This is a genomic window from Paenibacillus sp. J22P169 (assembly GCF_059691995.1).
This window is the reverse complement of sequence record NZ_JCAUAO010000010.1, coordinates 168,565-190,000: the sequence shown is the minus strand read 5'-3', so window position 1 is coordinate 190,000 and position 21,436 is coordinate 168,565. Positions and strand designations below refer to the sequence as shown.

At 47.6% G+C, this 21,436-nt stretch carries 15 protein-coding genes (1 of these 15 cut by a window edge); 4 read left to right on the top strand and 11 right to left on the bottom strand.

All coding sequences use genetic code 11. The annotated features are described in order from the left end of the window. The 11 genes from AC58QG_RS30875 to AC58QG_RS30825 form a co-directional block, all read right to left on the bottom strand. Positions 1 to 343: the beginning of a family 8 glycosyl hydrolase gene (locus AC58QG_RS30875; RefSeq protein WP_497365871.1), read on the bottom strand. The gene continues 803 nt to the left of window position 1, outside the view; 343 of the gene's 1,146 nt are visible here — the first part of the coding sequence; the start codon lies at positions 341 to 343; the stop codon falls past the left edge of the window. 68 nt (positions 344 to 411) lie between these two features. Next, entirely contained in the window at positions 412 to 1,341 is a 930-nt protein-coding gene (locus AC58QG_RS30870; protein ID WP_497365870.1) for a carbohydrate ABC transporter permease, read from the bottom strand. 30 nt (positions 1,342 to 1,371) lie between these two features. Continuing rightward, positions 1,372 to 2,241: an ABC transporter permease gene (locus AC58QG_RS30865; protein ID WP_497365880.1), complete on the bottom strand. Its 870-nt coding sequence runs from the start codon at positions 2,239 to 2,241 to the stop codon at positions 1,372 to 1,374. A gap of 199 nt (positions 2,242 to 2,440) precedes the next feature. After that, positions 2,441 to 4,132 carry an ABC transporter substrate-binding protein gene (locus AC58QG_RS30860; protein WP_497365869.1) on the bottom strand — a complete coding sequence of 564 codons (1,692 nt, stop codon included), beginning with the start codon at positions 4,130 to 4,132 and terminating at the stop codon, positions 2,441 to 2,443. A gap of 95 nt (positions 4,133 to 4,227) precedes the next feature. Then, on the bottom strand, positions 4,228 to 6,015 hold the full coding sequence (locus AC58QG_RS30855) for a sensor histidine kinase (RefSeq protein WP_497365868.1): 1,788 nt from the start codon (positions 6,013 to 6,015) through the stop codon (positions 4,228 to 4,230). After that, entirely contained in the window at positions 5,987 to 7,606 is a 1,620-nt protein-coding gene (locus tag AC58QG_RS30850) for a response regulator transcription factor (protein WP_497365867.1), read from the bottom strand. Before AC58QG_RS30850 ends, AC58QG_RS30855 begins: the two co-directional genes overlap by 29 nt. 146 nt (positions 7,607 to 7,752) lie before the next feature. Then, positions 7,753 to 8,763: an endo-1,4-beta-xylanase gene (locus tag AC58QG_RS30845; RefSeq protein WP_497365866.1), complete on the bottom strand. Its 1,011-nt coding sequence runs from the start codon at positions 8,761 to 8,763 to the stop codon at positions 7,753 to 7,755. A gap of 39 nt (positions 8,764 to 8,802) precedes the next feature. After that, a complete protein-coding gene (locus AC58QG_RS30840) occupies positions 8,803 to 10,872 on the bottom strand; it encodes an alpha-glucuronidase family glycosyl hydrolase (RefSeq protein ID WP_497365865.1) in 2,070 nt (689 codons plus the stop codon). 208 nt (positions 10,873 to 11,080) lie between these two features. Then, positions 11,081 to 11,761 carry a DUF4166 domain-containing protein gene (locus AC58QG_RS30835; RefSeq protein WP_497365864.1) on the bottom strand — a complete coding sequence of 227 codons (681 nt, stop codon included), beginning with the start codon at positions 11,759 to 11,761 and terminating at the stop codon, positions 11,081 to 11,083. A 4-nt stretch (positions 11,762 to 11,765) separates the two neighbouring features. After that, positions 11,766 to 12,704, bottom strand: a complete 939-nt coding sequence (locus tag AC58QG_RS30830) for a DoxX-like family protein (protein WP_497365879.1) — start codon at positions 12,702 to 12,704, stop codon at positions 11,766 to 11,768. Positions 12,705 to 12,869: 165 nt separating this feature from the next. Further along, positions 12,870 to 15,422: a U32 family peptidase gene (locus tag AC58QG_RS30825; protein ID WP_497365863.1), complete on the bottom strand. Its 2,553-nt coding sequence runs from the start codon at positions 15,420 to 15,422 to the stop codon at positions 12,870 to 12,872. Positions 15,423 to 15,640: 218 nt separating this feature from the next. On the opposite strand from AC58QG_RS30825, the gene AC58QG_RS30820 reads away from it, so the two are divergent. The 4 genes from AC58QG_RS30820 to AC58QG_RS30805 all read left to right on the top strand — a co-directional run bounded on the left by AC58QG_RS30820 (position 15,641) and on the right by AC58QG_RS30805 (position 21,416). Further along, on the top strand, positions 15,641 to 18,904 hold the full coding sequence (locus AC58QG_RS30820) for an FG-GAP repeat domain-containing protein (protein ID WP_497365862.1): 3,264 nt from the start codon (positions 15,641 to 15,643) through the stop codon (positions 18,902 to 18,904). Between the two features lie 44 nt (positions 18,905 to 18,948). Next, positions 18,949 to 19,200, top strand: coding sequence for an acyl carrier protein (locus AC58QG_RS30815; RefSeq protein ID WP_497365861.1), 252 nt, complete (start codon positions 18,949 to 18,951; stop codon positions 19,198 to 19,200). A 7-nt stretch (positions 19,201 to 19,207) separates the two neighbouring features. Then, entirely contained in the window at positions 19,208 to 20,407 is a 1,200-nt protein-coding gene (locus AC58QG_RS30810; protein ID WP_497365860.1) for a class-II aminoacyl-tRNA synthetase family protein, read from the top strand. 91 nt (positions 20,408 to 20,498) lie between these two features. After that, on the top strand, positions 20,499 to 21,416 hold the full coding sequence (locus AC58QG_RS30805) for a hypothetical protein (protein WP_497365859.1): 918 nt from the start codon (positions 20,499 to 20,501) through the stop codon (positions 21,414 to 21,416). The last annotated feature ends 20 nt before the right edge of the window (positions 21,417 to 21,436 follow it).

Here is a 21,436-nt window from a genome sequence, read left to right as displayed (position 1 = left end):
AGCACGACCAAGCAAAATAACCCGCATTATCGCCCTCGGTCAACAGCATGTTCGTGTGTGTCCACTTCCAAATTCGATCAAAAACATCCTTGTGACCCAACTGCACAGCGATCATCATGCCGTAGGACATGCCTTCCGTCCGCACGTCCAAGTTACCTGTATCCAGCAAATACGCTCCGGCATCGCCCGCTTCGTAATAAATCCTTGTGTCCTCATCGCCGTGGAACACTTGGTTCCACATGTCCGCAAGCTTGGCTTGTATCGCTTCTTCCGCATAGCCATATTCAGCGAATAAATTACGGTAGCCTCCCAAAGTCGAGGTACCTGTCGCTTGTTTGTCCATTATTATTGCCTCCTCATGAAATGAACCCCCGAGACATGTGAGATGCCGGGGGTTCACCGCTCGTTTTGTTATCCTTTTACGCCACCAACCGTCATACCTTTAACAAAGTACTTTTGCAGGAACGGATAGACCATAATGATCGGAACGCTTACCACGATCGTCATCGTCGCACGAATCGATGTTGGCGTCACTAAGGCTGCGCCTGTATTCGCACTGCTGGCGAATACGTCTGCGGCGGATTGCGACGTCTGCGTATTCGTGTTTTGCAATATTTTCATCAACTCATACTGCAAGGTACTCAAGTTTTCCTTGGACGAGTTGTACAAGAAGACATCAAACCAGGAATTCCATTGGCCTACCGCGCTGAATAGGGCAACGGTCGCCAAGACGGGAACAACGAGCGGAAGCACAATACGCATGAACATCGAAAAATCATTAGCACCGTCAATACGAGCCGCTTCCATAATGCCATCCGGCAATCCTTCGATAAAGGAGCGAATGACAATCAGATTGAACACGCCGATCATGCCCGGAATGATATACACCCAGAAGCTTCCAACCATACCGAGATCACGAATCAGCAAGTAACCTGGGATCAAGCCACCACTGAAGTACATTGTGAAAATAAAAGAAATCGTAACAAACTTACGAAGCACATACTCTTGACGCGACATCGTGTAGGCCACCATCGCCGAACAGAATACCGTTACGACTGTGCCAATCAACGTCCTCATCACGGAAATGAAGAAAGCATGCACAATGGCGGCTTCACTAAACACATATTTGAAATTATCTATCGTCCACATTCTTGGGAATAGATAAATCCCTCCGCGAACCGCATCATTGGCATCATTGAGAGCTACGGCAAGCGTGTTGATGAAGGGATATAGTGTAACCACGACGAGACAGCACATAAAAATGATATTAAAAATATCGAACAGACGATCACCTACACCCGTACTTCGCCTGCTCGAGCTTGATTGTTGCGTAGCTTCCATAGCTGATACCTCCTTATGAAATGGTCAGAATTAGAATAATCTAGCTTCACCGGCACGTTTAGCGATTTGATTCGCACCGATTAAGAAGATAAAACTAACCACTGTCTTGAAGATGCCTGCCGCCGTTGCCAACGAGAAGTTCCCCAAGTTGATGCCGTAATTGAGTACGAAAATATCAAGATTTTCTGCGTAATCTATGTTCATCCCATTTTTGAGCAGGTACTGCGGTTCAAAGCCCGACTCAAGAATGTGACCTAAATTCATAATTAGCAAGATGATAATAACCGGTTTAATGCCAGGAATCGTAATATGCAAAATGCGCTGCAATCTGCTGGCTCCGTCCATTTCCGCCGACTCATAGAGTGCCGGATCAATCGTTGTCATAGCCGCCAAATAAATGATCGTGTTCCAGCCTACGTTCTTCCAAACCTCAGATGCACCAAGGATCCCCCAGAAATATTCGCCCTTACCGAGCCATAGAATGGGTTCACTAATCACATGCAATTTCATTAACATTTCATTGATAATACCGCCGTCCGTAGACAACGCACCCGAAACAATACTCGCTGCCACAACCCAGGAAATAAAGTGAGGCAAATAACTGACCGTCTGTACAAGACGCTTGAAAATAACACGACGCAACTCATTGAGAAGAATAGCTAATGTAACCGCTGTAACGAAACCTAGCACGAGATTAATCGTACTCATCGCAAGCGTATTACGCATAACACGAATGAATCCATCATCCTGGAATAGGAATTTAAATTGATCAAAGCCAACCCATTCCTGCTCGGAGAACTTCTTGGCAGGGCGATACTTTTGGAACGCGATAGACCAGCCCCAAAGTGGAACGTATTTGAAAATAAAAAGCCAAATTAGAAAAGGAAGCGACATGGCCATCAATACTTTTTGTTTACCCAGCCTTTGAAAAAACAAAGCTATTCCCGTTGATTTCCCGGATAGCTTTTGCCTGCTCGTTAGGGAATTTTCAGTTAAGCTCTCCATAGAAAATCAATCTCCTCCATCACTGCCTTTTATCTCTAAAAGAAAGGGCGCCTGACACGAACCACGTGCGCTCGTGCCGGCGCCCTCTTAACACTTATTTTGCCCAGTTACCTGCAACGCGATCTTTAACAACTTTCGTAATAAATGCTTCATAACCTTTAATGTCTAGCTTGCTTGCTTGTGCCACATAATCCGTCCATACTTTCTCGAATTTATCAGGTGACGCTAGAATCATTTCTGGATAAGCCTTCTTCTGAAGATCACCCATTTTTTGCTCAAAAATTTGTTCAGGTGTCCCTTGACCTTTGTTGATACTCCATGCAGGGTACCAAGGACGCTCATCTGGCTTGCTAAACATATCCGTAAATACTTTCGCATTGTATGCTTTCAGAAGTGCTTTATCGCCATCGGTATAGTTCTTCTCAGCAACAGTTGGCTGTTTGTTCGGATCGAAGGCATTATCCCCTTTGACAACAGAGAAGCTGCCATAACGCGGCCAATTGTAAGCGAATTGCTTCAAACCGAAATCTTCATAGAACTTAGGATCTTTAATTTTTGCAATTTGCTCATCCGTACGGAAGAACTTGCCTTTGTCGTCCACTTCATACGTTTGACCTTTAATACCCCATTGCGAAAGGATTTGATTCTCGTCCTTCAGCATGTTATCAAAGAATTGAATAATGCGAACAGGGTCTTTTGCGCTCTTGGAAATGGAGATACCACGGTTATTTACGAAGGAAGGCGGATCTAAGTATTGGTCCTTAACGCCTTTGTCGAACACGATTGGCAGGGCAACATAGCGCTTGTCATCTACGCCAGCTTTAGCCAAGTTGTTACGAGCATCGCCCACTTGCCAGTCATATGCGAAGTAACCAAGCACGCGACCAGAAGTCAATTTCGCCAAGTATTGGTCTTTGTTCATTGTGAATGATTCTTTATCGAATAGACCTGATGTATTCACTTCATTGAGCTTTTTCACCCAACGTTTCGTTGTTGCTTCATCAATCGCATTGCTCTTCGCTTCGTGCGTCTTCAAGTCAATCAGAAGTCCGCCATCATTCGGATAGCCAGCTAGATGGAAAGCAGGGTTCGTAATCGTGAAGAAGTTCGTGTCATACGTCATGACGGAGAACCCGATTGTGTCCTTGCCATCCACTTGTGGATGTTTATCTTTATAAGTCTTAATGGCATTAAAGTACTCATCAAGCGTCGTTAGCTTCGGATAGCCAAGCTCCTTCAACACGCCGCGTTGGATCCAGAATGCACCTTGGTCTACGTTCGGGTTAGCGATAAAGCCTTGGTTGGCACTAAAAGGAAGGTGATAAATTTTACCGTCTTTTTGTTTCATTTTGTCGAAATAAGGGCCATATACACGCTTAATGTTCGGACCGTATTTGGCAATTAAATCATCGAGTGGAATGAATGCGCCTGCATCCATGAACTTGTCAATTTCACCCTCTGGCTGAATAACATCCGGAAATTCATTACCGGCGATCATGACACCAGATTTCGTTTTGGATTCCCCAACAAGGTTCTCAACTTTGAAGTTAACCCCCGTTTGCTTCTCCAACTCTTTTCCAATTGGTGTTTCATTGGTGTTGATGTTCTTCCCAGCGTTGAACAAGAAATAACTGAATGTAGCCGGTTTAACGTCTGCTGCTGCAGCTGTACCACTAGGAGTGCTTGGTGCTGCGGAAGTTACGGGATCTGCTGTCTTAGAACTGCTGCATGCGCTAAGCGAAAGCGCTAACAATGTACTCATGGTTACTAATTGTAGTTTCTTCATTCTGAGTGAAGCTCCCCTCTCAACTCTTTCTTGTAAGCACTTTCATTATATAAAACCGCCGCCAGCTTGATTACCCAGTAAAGTTTAGAATCTTCTTAGTAAAGCATAGATTCGCTTTGGCCCGTGCTGGCCTTCACGGGTGTTACAATTTTGACGATCGTACCCGTACCGCCCTCACTAATAATCTGCACAGCCATCGCGCTGCCATAATACAATTTGAGCCGCAGAAAAGCGTTCTTCATGCCAACGTGCTCGCTGACGTCTTCCCCATTCATCATGTAGGCGTTCAATAGCGCTACCTTCTCCTGCGGCATCCCGATCCCGCTATCGGAAATCGTAAAGTGCAGCTCATCGCCGACTCGCGTTGCTTTAAGTTCAATTAAACCATGCCCTTGCAAGGGTTCAATCCCATGCAGACTCGCATTTTCAATGAAAGGGAGTAAGGTCATTTTAGGGATTTTGCAATCATACACAGAATCTTCAACCTCAAAGCGGTAGCTCAACTTGTCACCGAAACGGTATTTCTGAATTTCTAGGAAGCATAATATCAAGTCTAGCTCATCACGGAACGTGACCCAATCTCCGCCCCATTCCAAGGATCGGCGAAATATTTTAGCCATATTCTTAATGATCTTGGCCGTTTCATTCTCTTGCTTAATCAGACTGCGCATCCGAATCGTTTCTAACGCATTGAACAGAAAATGAGGATTAATTTGGCTCTGCAAAGCATGCAGCTGCGATTGCCGCTGTTTCAGCTCCATGTCTTTCTTCTGAATGTCTGCGATATAGACATCATCAATAAGACTCTTAATTTGTACCGTCATCCGATTGAATTCTCGCATCAGCTGTCCGATTTCATCCTTCGTTTCCGGTTCATTAATGAGATCGAAGTGCTGATTTTTCACCTTTTTCATATGGACAAGAATGCGAACTAGCCGTTTATGGAAGGAAGACGAAATCCAAAAAATAATTAAAGTAGGCAGCAAGAAATTAACGAGTGCCAAATACACAACGAATTGCTTCGATTTACGCACAGCATCCAACACATGTTCATCCGATACGAGAACAATACGCCAATTCTTCAAATAGTTTGTCGTGTAATCCCGCTCCAACTGAATCGCTTTTTTCGGAATCGCGATGCTGCGGAAGTTGATTTTCCCGCGAACCCAGTCCAGCTTCGTATCAGTGGCATATTGAATATCCCCTTCGCCATCGAGTAAATAGAGATTACCCTGCAAAGCTTGGTTGCTGAACATCAATTCAATCGCATCGGGGCTCATTTGAATTTTTAATACTTTACTGTACGTGTTCGCATTGCTGAAATTGTTCATTTGCCGGATGACGCTAAGCCCGCTGAACATACTCTCATTGTCCCCGCTTCGCATAACGAGCGGATATTGTTGCCCCTCCGAAGTCGCCTTCTGCAGGTTCCGGTACCAGTCCGTATTGCGAATAGTCTCTGTCAGCGGATGCAGGCCTCCTGAATCAATAATCGTCGGATTGGCTGTATACATCTCGATCGATTTTATTTCGCTATACACCGAATTGTATTTATTAATCATCGTCCCTAGCTGCGCATTATAGGCCCAGACATAGTCGATGGTTTCCGCGTAATTCTGCTCCAAGGCAGCGTTCAAGATACCATCTGTATAGAAAACGGATGAGATACCTATGGCATTATCCACTTTGGCCCGAAAATCATCTTTCAATTTATCCAAATTCAAAGAAATATCTACAGTCTTCTGACGTTGAACGTTGTGCGTCGTCACCTGATAGAAAATTACATTGGTCAATAATATCGGAATAAATACGCATAGGAAATAAAGGATCAACAACTTATTGCGCATACGTACATTATTTAGTCGAAAGAGGTGTTTTCTCATGGCTCTGGCCGCCTTGCTTCATCAGTAGTCTCTTGCGATATTCAGAGGGAGGCATATCTTCCAGCTTCTCAAATTGTGCCACGAAATAGTCCGCATTATTGAAGCCTACCTTCTCGGCAATTTCATAAATGCGCAAATCCGTTTGACGGAGCTGCTTCTTCGCTTCGCTAATCCGGATCGATAGAAGAAACTCGTTAAAGTACATGCCGTACTTTTTCTTAAATAGCTGCCCCACATAAACGGGGTTCATATAGAACTCAGCCGCAATGCTTTTGAGATTAATGTTGTCTTGATAGTGTTGCTCGATATAGCTTTTGATCTTGTGAATACTGCCCTTCGTCTGCTCCCCGCGCAATTGTTCTATCATACGAGAACTCTCGATCATAAAGGAAGTGAACAACAGCTGCAGCTCGGTAAAAGAAAGGGGTTGCGCATCCCAGCTCAGCATAGGTTTGAGATTGACTAGCAGCTCCGTAGGTCCCTGCATCTGCTGAACGGTTCCCACGATGCTGTGCACGTAGCGATTGATAATGGTACGAATGGCGTCTTTGGCCAGCGACTTGTTCTCGATTGCCGCAAACAACGATGTAATGGACATCTTAATCTGATCCATCGCCTGTTCTTCAACAGCCTCTTGAATCTGCCGAAACAAGCTGGCATCGGGCTCTGAATAGCTCAGGGTCGTCATGGAGACGGCTTCGTAAAACAGGACATCCGTTGCACCCTTCACATACTTGTACTGCAGCAATTCATTGGCTGTTTGAATCGACTCGCTCAGCGATGTCATCTCTTTCACACTTTTACCAAAATAAAGGGTGACACCTGCCTGCAGCCGTTTGGCTAACAAGCTTTGCAGTGCTTCTGCCAAGCGTTCATAGCTGCCACTAAAAAGCTTCAGCACATCACTGCAAATGAGAAATGCACACTGATGGTTGCGCAGCTGGACGATGAAATCATTCGGTACGCCAACCAATGTTTGCAAGGCTTCCGCTACAACGGTGACATCGTCCTGCAGGTTGTAGGTCTCCAAATCTCGCTCATCTGCGAAGCCACGGTTGATTTCAACAATGCCGTATCGCAGCAGCGTTCCTTTGGTCAAGCGAACCCGCGCATCCAGCTCCGCCACTGCTTTGGCCCCCTGATCGCCCCTGCTGAGCTGTTCAAATAAGCCCTTCAACGTTAGACGTCCGCTAATCGCTTTCTGCACACGCTCTTCTTTAATTTGCAGTGCTAGCTTCCGTAAAGTCTCTTCTAAGTCCTCTTCCTCAATGGGCTTCAAAATGTAGTCACTCACACCATAACGAATGGCGGACTGCGCATAAGAGAAATCATTGTAACCGCTTAATATAATAAATTTGCAGGCGCTGAGATTACGAAGCTTCACTTCTTCAATCAGTTTCAACCCATCCATGACCGGCATTCGAATATCCGTGATCACAACATCTGGCTGGCTGGAGGAAATCATTCGCAGCGCATCTTTTCCATTATCCGCTTCAAGGCTGACAGAGTAACCTAAGGACTCCCAGTCTATTAACCCAAGTAAGCCTTTCCTGACGTATTGCTCATCATCAACTAACATCACTTGCAGCATAATGACATTCACTCCCTCAGTTATTAAAATGGAAAAGCGAGCCCGGTGCTTAGCCGGACTCGCGGGGTGTATCATAGTCGATCTAGATTGTTACTATTGTATCCCTTCTGGACACTTCTGACAACATGAGGTTAATTTCATATTTTTTACATGTTCTGACGGCAAATGCGATGAAAAGCCTCTTTGGGTTTATGTTGACCATCAAAAAGGAAGGGCCAGTTCTTCCGACCTTTGACCGGAAAATTGTCCAGCCATGTGTAGTCATCCGCCGCACCCCAGAACGTGACTGCCGTAATAATCCCTTGGTACGCCTTAAAAAGCTCAAAAATTTGCTCGTACCGCTCGGCCTGCCGCTCTAGCATCTCGCTCGTTGGCTCCGTTAGATCGGTCCGTCGATCATCGAACTCAAATACCGACAGATCGAGCTCTGTAATTTGCAATTGTACACCAAGCGAAGCATAGAGCTCAATCGAAGCGCGGATCTCATCGATGGAAGGACCATGAATGTTCCAATGTCCTTGCATCCCGATGCCATGAATGGGCACGCCTTGATCCTTCAAGGATTTGACGAGCGCAGCAATTTTCTCCCGTTTCACAGGGTTCGTTTCATTGTAATCATTGTAGAACAGGAGCGCGCTAGGATCCGCTTGATGTGCGAAATGGAAGGCGTTAGCGATATAGTCCTCGCCAATGATGTCGAGCCACTTGGATTTGCGAAGCGTAATATCTGCGGTGTCCTCGATCGCTTCATTCACAACATCCCAGGCGTAGATCTGACCACGGTATCGCTTTACGACGGTCTCGATATGCTGCTGCATCCGAGTCAACAGTTCTTCCCGCGTTGCTTGTGCTCCTGCAGGCCCCTCGAACACCCATTCTGGTGTTTGATTATGCCACACTAGCGTATGACCCCTAACCTTTTTCCCCAGGTTGGTCGCAAAATCAACGATCGCATCTGCCGCGCCGAACGTATAGCGGTCCGGATCCGGATGAATCTCGGCAAATTTCATTTCATTTTCGCACGTTAGGCTATTATAATGCCGTTTCAGCAGCTCGGCTTGTGTTTCAATGGTTTTGGAGCTCACAGCAGCGCCAATATCGAAATATCGCGCAAATTTCTGATACAGCGAAACATTCTCTTCCTGCTTGTAGGTCACGTTATAGCCTCCTTCGTTTCTAACAGAACCGTCGTTTATTTAGTAAATCGTCCGTCCCAACTCATCAGAAATCCCCGATTTTCTCGCAAAATACGTATTAATCACATCTCGCCATTCCATCGCATGCTCAGCCTGCTCCTTGAGACGCTGCAGCACATGATCATAACGGACTTCATCGATCTGCTCGTGTAATGACGTCCATGCAGCAACTAACCCAGCCGCCTCATCGACGCCTTCAAAGTGAGTATCGTACACGTGTTGAATGACTGTTTTGCCGGATTTCAACCGGTAGGTGTAAGGGACATGATGGAAAAATAGCAAAAGCTCATCCGGACATTCCGCCAACGATTCGTATCGCGCTGCCTGCGGCTCATGGTATTGCGCCGTGTAGCCTGTTCCCGATTTCACAGTGCGATCGACACCTATACTATGACAATCCGCAAAATGGTAGGTCCCCCATTTGGCATATTCATATCCATCCACATTCGGTCCATAGTGGTGACCTGGATTGACCATCCAGCCTACGCCAAGCGGTGCTGTGTATTTCTCATAAATGCTCCAAGAACGGAGCATCATGTCCGAAAGCGTTGCAACCATCTCTGGCTGCCGGCTGAACGTCATCTTGATCCATTCCTCAGCAATGGCTTCGGAAGTAAGACTAGGATCCCAGGCCAATCGGCCGTATCCGTATAGGTTCGCTTGCGCTAGCACATGTCCCGTCCAATTCCAATCATCTCCGATATTGGACACCGCTGCGAAACCGCCGTGCACCCGCCCAAATAAAGCGCCGCTAGCAATTTCAGCTGTTGTCGAGCCTTCCCCTTGCGCATACGTATCAAAGTCGATGACTTCTTTCCACTGTGGCACCAGGAAGCAAACGTGTTTCTGCTGCCCTGTGTACTCCTGCGTCACTTGCAGCTCCAGCATTTGATTCGTGCTGCGCAGCCCTCCGAGGAGTGGAGATACCGGCTCGCGCACTTGGAAGTCCATCGGACCATTTTTGATTTGCAAAATGACATTATCTTTAAATTTCCCATCTAACGGCGTGAAATGGTCAAAGGCTGCCTTCGCGCGATCGGTTGAACGATCTCGCCAATTCTGCAGGCAGTTGTACACAAAGCAGCGCCAAATGACCAGACCGCCATGCGGCCAAAGCGCATTTGCCAGCATATTAGCACCGTCTGCATGATCGCGGCCATAAGTGAATGGCCCTGGGCGGAATTCGGAGTCTGCCTTCACCAAGAAACCGCCGAAATCAGGGATGTATTGATAGATCTCAGCCGCCTTCTCCTCCCACCAGAGGATGACGTCGTTATCCAGCGGATCAGCCGAAGTCAATCCGCCAATTTCCATCGTACTTGCGTAGTTCACACTGAGAAATAAAGTGATGCCATACGACCGGAACACCGCAGCAATCTGTGCTACCTCAGGGAGAAACGCCTCTGTGATCAACATCGTTTCCTGGCGATGCACGTTCACGTTATTGATCGAGATCGCATTGAGACCTACGGATGCGAGCAGGCGAGCGTAGGCTCGAATGCGCGTGTGATTCTTGACGATGTCATTATCCTCGAAGAAAATGGAGCGACCCGCGTATCCACGCTCAATGCTGCCATCCATGTTATCCCACTGATTCATCATCCGCAGGCGATTCGCAGGATTCTGAACAATGGCGAGTTGCTCAAGCGATTCCCCGCACTGGATTCTGCGAAGCAATTCGAACACCGCGTATAGCACACCTTTATCGGAGCCCCCGATGAGGACGATATAGCTGTGCCCTGATGTTTCTACCGATTGAATCAAATAACCATCTTCCTCTATGTTTGCTACTCGCTTAGCATCCAAAAGATGATCCAGCGCAGTCGTCTGATCTTTGACGCCAAGCAGAATCGCATGTGATTTCGTAGGTGTTTCTGAATATACAGGCGCGACACCGAGCAACGCTGATATTCCTTCATGGAGCTCGTGCGCAGCCGTCTGAAAGACTTCGGATATCGTATAGGTGACAATTTCCTGACACCACGTTCGGTAGGTTTCCAATAATGCGGCCTCATTCAGTTGCTCGTATCGAAGCCAACAAAGATCTGTTTCTTGCTTATGTGTAGGCATGATGCACCACCCTTATTTATGTATGGTTTCTAAAATAAAGCGCTTTCGCGAGTTATTATATCGTCTGAACATCTCAAATCATACCCTATGAAGTTTAGGTTTTACCCTACAGATTAAAGGAGTTTGATGAATAAGTTAAAAACCATAAACGAGAAACGTTTACGGTTCGCAACGTATAGATATTTAATAAGGCTAGGAGGAATTTCAATCATTCTCTGCGTTCTTCACGAACTGGCTTAACATGGGAGGGAACTTCGCCATCCTTTAAAGGAATATACACAACATCAAAGGCTCCGCGATATCCGAACAACGGCCCAAAGACCTTATTGCGCACCTTGACTTCAATATGAAACTTGCTATCCGCCTCATCGAACCATTCACACACATCAGCATAACCAGAAAATAGCATCGGAAAACGAAAGTTAATTGGTCCCTCGTAGAAATACTGCGGACCGGAATGAAGACGCACACCGCCTTGTTCGGAAACAGACATATCGATTTCAACCGCTAGATGCTGATGTGTGCCTAAGTAATCAATGATTCGATTTCGCTTCTCACTATAAATCATCGTTGCATCAAAACGACGTTTCTTTTCCACAAAATCAAAAGTCCTAATCCAGGTGACTGTTTCACGCCCATAACGATCCACATACGCATAGTTTTCAATGGTAAATGGAATGTTCTCACCTTTCTGAGGGAATAAGATATTTCGCCATGCTCCCAGCGTCAAAAAAGGCAGTGTAAATAGGCCTCCGTACCACACTTTGGTCATGACCCCTGTACCGATCGCAGCGACACCATCCTTGCTACTGAAGCCAAAACGTTTTTGAATGGACGGATGCAAATCTGCAAATCTATTCCCTAATACCCTTTTATAGATTGAACTCATATCTTCACTCTCCTTTGCTGGCTCGTTCGCTACTCGGCTTCCGCAAGCAATTCATAGCATCCGGGAGATCCAATCGATTTGCTAGATTAATCACCGATAAAGCAATCATGGCAATACTCAGGGTAACCGGGTTAAAAGGCTCTATATAGACAGCGGGCCTGCTCAATGCGCCGATACCCAAACCGATCAACAACACGATGTTCCACAGGTGTAAGGCCCTGCGATATTTCCGGGAAAGAAGTACGAATAAGAAACCAAAACCTACCTCAACTAGTCCAGCTAGGCATACAACCGTTCTCTCATATCCATGTACCCAGGGTATCCCTTGCAGCATGGTTATTTCTCCTGAGTTTGGATATAAAAGTTTGGGAACAACCCCCTGATACACCCAAATGACGAATAAGCTAAACATAGAGCACATATCAAGCACAGCGCGGCGAAGTGAATGCTGGGGGGAGATCCCTTTCTCTACCCAAAGACGCAACACGTCAAAACTCCAAGCTGTGGCCCAGCCCATCAGGGGACGGAACAGACCTACATCCAAGCATTTGCCAATAAATCCAAACCTTGTTCGATAATCATATCGGGTTAAAAAGCGTATGCCCTCCGTTGTAGGGATATATCGCCAAAAGCCCCCTCCATCTGAGATTAAGGATAAGGGGTGCCCTGAACTGAACTTCAAGCTAGATGTCAGGACTCCATCCTTTTCTTGCGTACCAACTGTTTCTCCTTCGCCTGAAATGGCAATACCAAACCCAATTTTGGTTCGGTACACGAAACGCTGTGATTCTTCATCCTGATCCTTCGGAAGGTAGGTAATTTCAGAAAATCGTAAATCCCACTGTTGGTGAAGCTCGGGGGTTTGGGTATAGATCCAAAGTTTCTCTATAGGGACATGAATAAGTTGTTCGACGTAAATCGGCTTACTTTTGCGCATAAACATCACCTATTTCATTTGTTTACTACATATTTTCACCGCATTCCTTATTTTACCTTTATTTATGAAAGTTGGAAGGATAAAGCTACACTCGCGTATACAGATTGTGAAAAACAAAAAAGCAGATCAAGACTGAGTGATCAGCCTTTAATCTGCTTTCGGATATACTAGTTATTTCACCAAAGTACCCTTCGTTACACCCAACTGATTCGTCGCCTTCAGGGAACGCCACACTTGTGTGCCATTAATTTGTCCATCAATCGCTCGGCGGTACAAATCAAGAATCTCTGTTACTTTCTCCGGTGTTTCTTCCAAGAACTCTACACGGAACGAGCGGATGCCCAAGTCCATGAAGTGGTTTAAATACTCCGCACCCGATTGATCTACCGCGTTGTAGACGGTATTCCGGCAGCCTTCATCAACACGCACGGGATGAGACATCCCCACACGGTCCTGCAAGGACACACGTTTCTCCTCGCATGGACGACCACAGTTCGTAAAGTCAGTTCCTTCACTCAGGAACGTACAGTACACACAGTGTTCGGTGTGGAACATCGGCATGTGCTGGTGAATGACTACTTCAAGCTTGGATGTCTCCGCGCGGCGAAGCAAGTCAACCATCTGCTGAATGTTCAAGTCATACGAAGGCGTAACCTTCGAAAGCCCGGCAGCCAAGAACAAATCTGCGGCCTTATGGTTGGCTACATTCAATGAGAAGTCACCGATCAGCTGCGGTTGCGGTGCATCCGGATTCTCTAGGCGATGCTTCAAGAAATAGAAGGCTGCGCCTGTATTCCGAATAAGAACCGCATCTGGCTTAAGCTTGAGTATATTGTTAAAGTAGCCTGTTTCCCCTGGCATATGAATCCGCGGTGTCACTAGCGCGATCTTGCGACCAGCGGTATGCACAGCTTCAACTGCGGCAGGGAACTGCTTAATGAATTCAAAATCAGCGTAGATTAAGCCAACGTCCGTCGTTGCCAGTACTGCCTTCACTTGATCCAGGTTACGGCAAAGTGCAGTCAACTCGACCGCGCTGCGATCCGCGAGTGATAATGCAGGTGCATTAACAGCTGTAACAGCAGCGTGGTGCTCGGTCACAGAAACCGGCACGTCGTCATACACGCCGACTTCGCGCTTGATGTACGCGCGCGGCTTCTGCCGCTCGTCTTCCATTAACTCGACAGCCATGCGGCGCATGCTGTTCAGCTCACGCATCGGCACGATAAGCGCACCGTCAAGCTGGACATCCAGCTCACTGAGCTCATAAATCGTGCCGCCAAGGCGACCGAACTGCTCGGTGAAGAGCTGTTCGTCCATTGGTCTTTTTTCCGCTTGAACCAGCGGAAGCTCGGACTGTACGAAGACGGTGTGACCGCCTTTCACATCCGTCCACCAGCTCTTCAGCGTCTCACCAAGGACGCCGCTCACCTTCACGCTTACCGGGAAAGTACGGTAAGGCTTATCCGTCTCAAACGTCTGACGTAGACGTTTGTCCAGCGCTGGATCGTTCGTCTTCCAGATGCGATCGCCTACGTGCAAACGTCCAAGCTCTACATCGTTGCGTCCCATGACGATTTCAATGATTCCACCCTCAGCTTCGCCTTCGAGTTTCTCACCTTTGCGGCGCAAATCGTAGATGCGCCCGCCTTCTTCCTTCTTCGTCGGATCCCCCGCGTCGAATACGAGACCATCACCGCGCTTCAGCGGCGCTTCTAGCTCACAGATCACGCCATCGCGCAGAATCTGCTTGATGCGGCCTACGAAAACCCCGCGGCTCTTCGGAAACGTGCCGTCAACTAACTGCTTGTTGTTGGTTCCTTGAAGGAACCCAACCGTAAATCCGCGTGAGAAGCTTTGCTGTAACTCACGTACTTCCTCGCGTGATGGACGCGCATCCAGCCCATCGAAATAACGATCAATCGCTTTGCGATATTTGCTCACAACATTGGCTACATATTCAGGGGTCTTCAGACGCCCTTCAATTTTAAAAGAACGAACGCCTGCTTCGATTAGCTCAGGTACGATTTCAATGGCCGCCAAATCCTTCGGCGACAGCAAATAGGTGACGTCGCCCATCGGCTTTTGCACGCCATCTACCATCAGATCATACGGCAAACGACAAGCTTGCGCGCACTCGCCACGGTTAGCGGAACGGCCTCCCCACATTTCGGAGGTTAAGCATTGTCCTGAATAAGACACACAAAGGGCACCATGCACGAACACTTCCATCGGAAGCTTCGCTTGATCGCCGATTTGCTTAATTTGTTTCAGGTTATTCTCACGACCGAGAACGACACGCTCAATATCGAACGGTTTCGTAAATTCAACAGCCTCTGGCGATGTAATCGTCATCTGCGTTGAGCCGTGAATCGGGAAATCCGGTGAGATTTCACGAATCATTTTAACCAAGCCCAAATCCTGCACGATCACTGCGTCCACGCCTGCATCAACACATGCTTCAATTAACTGCTTCGCATCGTTCAACTCTTCCTCGAACACGAGAATGTTAAACGTCAGGAAGCCCTGTACACCATATAGATGAAGGAACGACATAATATCCGGCAGCTCAGCCATCGTAAAGTTATGCGCTCTCGCTCTCGCATTGAATTTCTCCACACCAAAAAACACGGCATCCGCCCCATTGGCAACAGCCGCTCGCAAACAATCCCAATCCCCCGCAGGGGCCAATAATTCTACATCTTCTCTGCGTATCGTACGCATGGCAGCAAATCCTTTCAATATCAATCCTCGGGTAACCCTCAAAGTCTTCTCTTTAGTGTAACAGAAACGATAGGTAGGAATCTAGGGCAGGAGATAACTACGCATAAAGCCAATATCCGACAATACAATGCGTTTCCATGCCTTTAGAAGTTAACAAACGTACCCATGAATGCTATAATGGCAAGGATAGTGACCTTTCTAGCAATCGAGGGATCCTTTTGAATTTGTCGAAAATTCGTGTACGTCTACTACTGATCGGGTTAAGCCTTGGCTTCGTAGTCATTGTGCTAACCCTTCTATTTTTGCCAAAAGTCGAGGAAACTAAGCTTCTATACGCAACGAGCGGGGATTCTTATGATACCGCCGCCTATAGTAATTTCCAGCAAACCTTACAAGCAGGCGTTCAAATTGATAGAGAGAGTTTACCCCATCTCTCATATCGTCAGCTTCGTGAGTACGACGCTTTGTATTTGGATCCAGGATTAGCCCAAGATGCTGCATGGTCGAAACAAGCAGATAAGCTCATCGATTTCGTGAAGCAGGGCGGCCATTTACTGTTGGAAAATGAATTTGCAGATCGCTTTCCGCTAGATTTCATTGGTGCTGCACATCTTGTTGATTTGAAAAAAGTTCCAATTGGCAACTTAGCTTTAACGCCTCAGACTTTAGATTCACTGACGCTCGGCTATCCACAAGTGTCTGTTAATTTACAGGGCATTCAGCAAACATTTCAATTGTTTACACAAAGCTATCTCAAACATAATGCCATTGATGATATGCCTGGATTTAATCTTGGATATGGCTTTAATCCATCTACGGGGCAATCCGTTATCAACATGTATAAGGCATTCGAATCGAAGCAGCCAGTCTCCCTTGTCTTGCACAATCGTGTGGGCAAAGGTGCCGTACTCATCAGCAGTAATTTCCTGCCGAACCGGTACTTCCCTACGGGCTTTGATATGAAGAGCGGCTCTGATCCGAAGTTAGGCTTTGCCCAGCTCGCTGAGAAATACCAAGCGGCAAGCAAGCCAACATCAGGAACGACTTACTTCAATAAAAGAGCGATGCCGATCGAGCCTTATTTTAACTTTGCTTGGGCGGCGGCGAACATGCAGTATCGCAGTGAGTTGCTCGCGTATGTTGCTAAGGAAACGCTTGGATTCAGCGTTCGCAAAAGTCTAGGGCCATATGGACGGCCTGCGATGGCGTTTCAGAACCATTTCGAGGCGATGCCGGCAATCGAGCAAAAGGACGGCATTGCCTGGGCGGAGAAGCTGAAGGAGTATAACGAGGTTCCCTCGTTTACACTCGTGCGCAATGCCTTCTACTGGGGGCAATGGCGCGAGAGCGTGACGGTGCAGCTCAACACAGGAACGAACACGAAGCCGTCGTTCGTCGGTGAGCTGCCCGGCTCCGGCTACGCGAGCGGACTGCACGTGATGGCTGCCGGCATTCCCTTAAGGCAAGCTGCATTTCCCGATTATCGCGACCTTCAGAGCGCGATTGAACTGCCCTACCGCGCGTACCCGGCCGCCGCGGATCTGAACGGCGACGGCCGCACGGACTTGCTGGCCGGCAGCAGTGATGGATTCGTATATGTCTACACGAATCAAGGTCCAGATGCAGCGGCTTACGTAAGCGAGCCGCTGCCGAAGGGCATGGCGCTGCCCGACACGTTCGGCGCGCCGGCGAAGTTATTGCTGGAGAGCGGCGCACCGCTCCAGCTCAGCCCTTACAGTGCCGTTCACGCCGCCGACGTGAACGGGGATGGCCGCACGGACCTCGTCGTCTCCGACGAGTCCGGCGCCGTACAGCTACTGCCGCAGCTCGCTAGCGGCAAGTTCGGTAAGCCCGCGGCCGTGCACGTGGGCGGCAACCAGCTGCAGCTGCCCGGAGGGCCTGCAGCCCCATCCGTCGCCGACGTGAACGGCGACGGCAAGCTCGACCTCGTCCTAGGCGCAGCTGATGGACGAGTATGGCTGTATCAGGGCCGCAGCGCAGCGGCCCTGGATCTAAACCAAGGCAGCGTGATTGCAACGCTGCCGAACAAGGCCACGCACGCCGCGCCAGCGGTGCGTGATATGAACGGCGACGGCCGACGCGATCTCGTGGTCGGCAGCAGCGACGGGGACCTGCAGGTGTTCCTCCAAGGCGCCGACGGCGCTTGGACGGCACAAGGTCCCCTCGAAGGGACAACCTTGAACCAGGTCGGCAACCATGCGTTGGTTGCTGGACATTACTCGGTGCCTTTATGGTTGGATCTCAATCACGACGGAAACGACGATCTCCTAGTGGGTGGTATCGAATTCGGATCTCCTGTGTCGATCGATGACCCGCACTTTCCTTATAAAGCAGAGTTAAACGAGTTCATTCAATATGCACAGAAGAATCATTTACAACTAAATCCGCATACATTTGTGCATAATTTTAAGAGTGCTGATGACGAGAGAACTGAGTTCAACCTGCATCAACAAGCTTTTGAGAAGCTTGGTATTCCTTGGTTACATCCAGGGACGAATCAGCACACCTGGCGCATTAATAATCCAGATCATGATCAGACTTTTCTTACAGAAAAAGGGCAAGGCATGTGGTACAACTTCGGCTTCTTACCTTCCGAATCACCTGTGCTCGCCCGTCCAGAATCGATTTGGTCGCTTCCGTTCCTTTTACAAGATGAGCAAGGAAAGACTGATGCAACGATGCTCATACATGCTCCTACACCGGTCCTTAGGCCAGCAGGTGACTATGCGAACACCGATGTGTTCGAGTCGATGGTGAAGCTTGATATGCCGATTGATTATTTCGAGCATATTGAATACCATTTTCCTGACCCTCAACTGGTTGCCAATTTAACGGAATTTGCTGATTACTTTGACAAGCTTCGCACGAAGCATGATTATAACTTTATGTCCGAAACACAGATGGCCAAATCTTTCTTAACTGCTATGCAAAGTGATGTGAAGATCAGCCAAACCTGGGGTTCCTTCCTGTGGGATCGATTGAAGGATCGTCTCAGCGGAGGTAATCCGCACTTCCACGCTACGTTGTCGCCTGAGGCTTCAGGTGTTTCTCGTTTAGCTGAAGAGTATGCAGATACCTTAGGTGTCATCATTGAAAAAGGGGATAAGCTCGCCTTATATTCCCTGCAAAGCGATTCCGACATCTATACCACGATCGAGAACAAGTTTTATCTAGGATTAGCGAAGAAGACTGAAGTTCGTGTGGGCCCATCGTCGCAACAGTTCCATGTTGTCCGTTCGAATATCCCTTTTACCCTTACGGATGAAGGAAACACCTATCAGTTGAAGCTTGAATCCGCTGGTCTGCAACAAGTGAAATTCTTTAGTCCTGACGAGCTTACGTTCAATCCTTCTGAGGATGTTACACTTACTTATGATGCACCAACGCACACATACACACTGACCCGATACGGTGACGTGACGACACTTACTTTTACAGGTCCTGTCAAGCCTGCACAGTAATTAACATTTACTTACTTTATATTTGAATCAGGAGGCTTTCCCCCATGTCTAATTTGTTAGAAGAGCTAGAGCAGCATATTCGCGAGCGTTACGAAATTGCCGAGGACGATGACGATTTCGATGTTGATGTTCATTTGTTCGATTATGGTTTTATTGATTCCGTTGGGGCGACTGCACTTATCGCTCACATTGAGAAAACGTACAGCCTGCAAGTAACGAACCAAGATTTGATGCTCTATCCGATGAACACGGTGAGTGAGATTGCCGAATTTATTTCCAAGAAGACTGCGAGGTAACTGATTCATGAATACTTGTAAAATTTCATTAGCCGGTTTAGCAGAAAGCCAACACGGACAAGTCAAATATGCCTCCGCTTTCGCAGATGAGCATATTCAAGATATCGCGCTAATCGATGGTCACATTCACATTACTCATAACTCTCCGAATGGAGATAAGGGCATTATTGAACGCGTTGAGCGTCTCATCGAGCGTTTCTCCCACGGTGATTTCGGCTTCAAAGAGAATATCCTGTTCGAAAACAAAGTCGACACGCCTTATGAAGGTGACATTATCGCTGAATTGGTCGAACGCAAAGCCATTAAGGTGCTCGAGCCAGGTCTCTTCATTTTCCGTGAACCTTTCTCCAGCTTAATGCGTTTCCTTGACTATTCATTCGTAACGAAGATTGCGAAGCGTTTTGAAGGGATGCAGGAAGAGCAGTATCCAGCTGTGATTCACAGTCATACGTTGAACAAAACGAATCACTTCACTTCGTTCCCTGAGCACATTCATTTCGTCACGCATCTGCGTGAGGATCTCGATGTCATCGAGTCATTCTCCCAGTCTATCCGTGAAGCTGGCGGTTGGGATCAAGAGAAGCCTTTGGCCATGGACAATAACATGGTTAAGCCCAATTTCATGATGAATCCTTCCACATGCTATCACTGCTATGAAGGGCTTGAGAATGAGACACTAGAAGGCGACGGCATTGTCGTGACCGCTATTGCGAAATGTCATCGTTTCGAGTCCAAAAATCACTCCGACTTCGGTCGCCTGCTCGATTTCTCGATGCGTGAAATTATTTTCGTCGGTAAGCCTGATTTCGTCAAAGAAAACCGCTTGAAGTCGATCGAGTATTTGAAAGAGTTGGCGGTAGAGTGGAACGTAGACAGCATGTTGGAAATCGCGAACGATCCGTTCTTCACGAACGATTTCCAAGTAAAAGCCTCTTTCCAACGCAACCAGGAGATGAAGTATGAGCTTCGCTTGACGATTCCACATGTGAAGAAGTCAATCGCTTGTTCCTCCGTCAATTTCCATAGCAACACATTCGGAAATGCGTTTAATATTAAAATGGGTAAACGTAACGCCGTTACGGGCTGTGTAGGCTTTGGTATTGAGCGCTGGGCGTTCGCGTTCCTCGCACAGTACGGTCTCGATGAGCAGCAATGGCCTGCCACGTTCCGTGATCAGTTCCACGCTTGGCAAGAGAAAGCTTTGTAAGTCTTACATCAATTTATCCCAGGGTTCTCGTGGTATAAGAACGAGTCCTTGGGTTTCATTTTAACCACTACGAAGATAATGAGTGATTCTATTGAAAGCAACCGCTGCTTTTCTCAAAAAAAATAGCTTTGCACTCGGCCTCCTGCTCGCCATCGTCGTCTCCGACCTGCTCATTTCTTGGTGGAACCCGATGGCGTCTTCGCGCCGTTTTTACAAAAACGACTTCACCAAAACGCTCTACCACCATAGCTGGTCCCATACGGGTCCGGTTTTCTTCGGTAATTCGTCCGTTACTGGCGCTTATATCGAAGAGAAGTCCGACGCTCACTTGATCGAGATGGGGCTTTCTTATGGGAAGCTGACTGATCTGAAGGGCATCCTGAAGGACGACCTTTATCAGGTGAAGGATGAACTTGTCATTGGTATCGACGTGCATACGATGCTCGACGCTCTGGAAACAGATCCAACTTATCAGTGGTTCAAGCCTTGGTACCAGCCTTATGTGTATACGTACCGCGATTACTTCCGTGATTCGGGTACCGAATTTGCTCGTAATTTAAGCAAAGGTAGCCTGGCCTATGAACCGCGCTGGATTGATAAGGAGCTGTACCCAGGACGCAAAGACGACGCAGCGCTCAAAGTGAAGTGGGACGACTACGACAAACGGTTCGGCGCCATGACCTTGAAAGATTTCCAAGACAATCTGGACGCTTTACAGTGGGTTCTCCAATATGCCGATGAACATGAGCTCGCGCTGCGTGTGATTTGGATGCCGTGGAACAAAGGCTACGCTGATCCGCCCTATGTGGCTTCCCTGAAGGAAGCGGTCAATAGCCAGCTTAAAGCTGCTGACGTTCCGACATTAGATCTCATGCATACTTTTGATCCACGTTATTTCCACGACCTTGTTCACCTGAACCGGGAAGATGGCGCGCCGCTATTTACGAAGGAGGTTGACACATGGTTAAATTCCTTAGGAAAACCGTCGAAATCCTCATCTACCTCGTGATGCTTTACTTGGTTTTCATT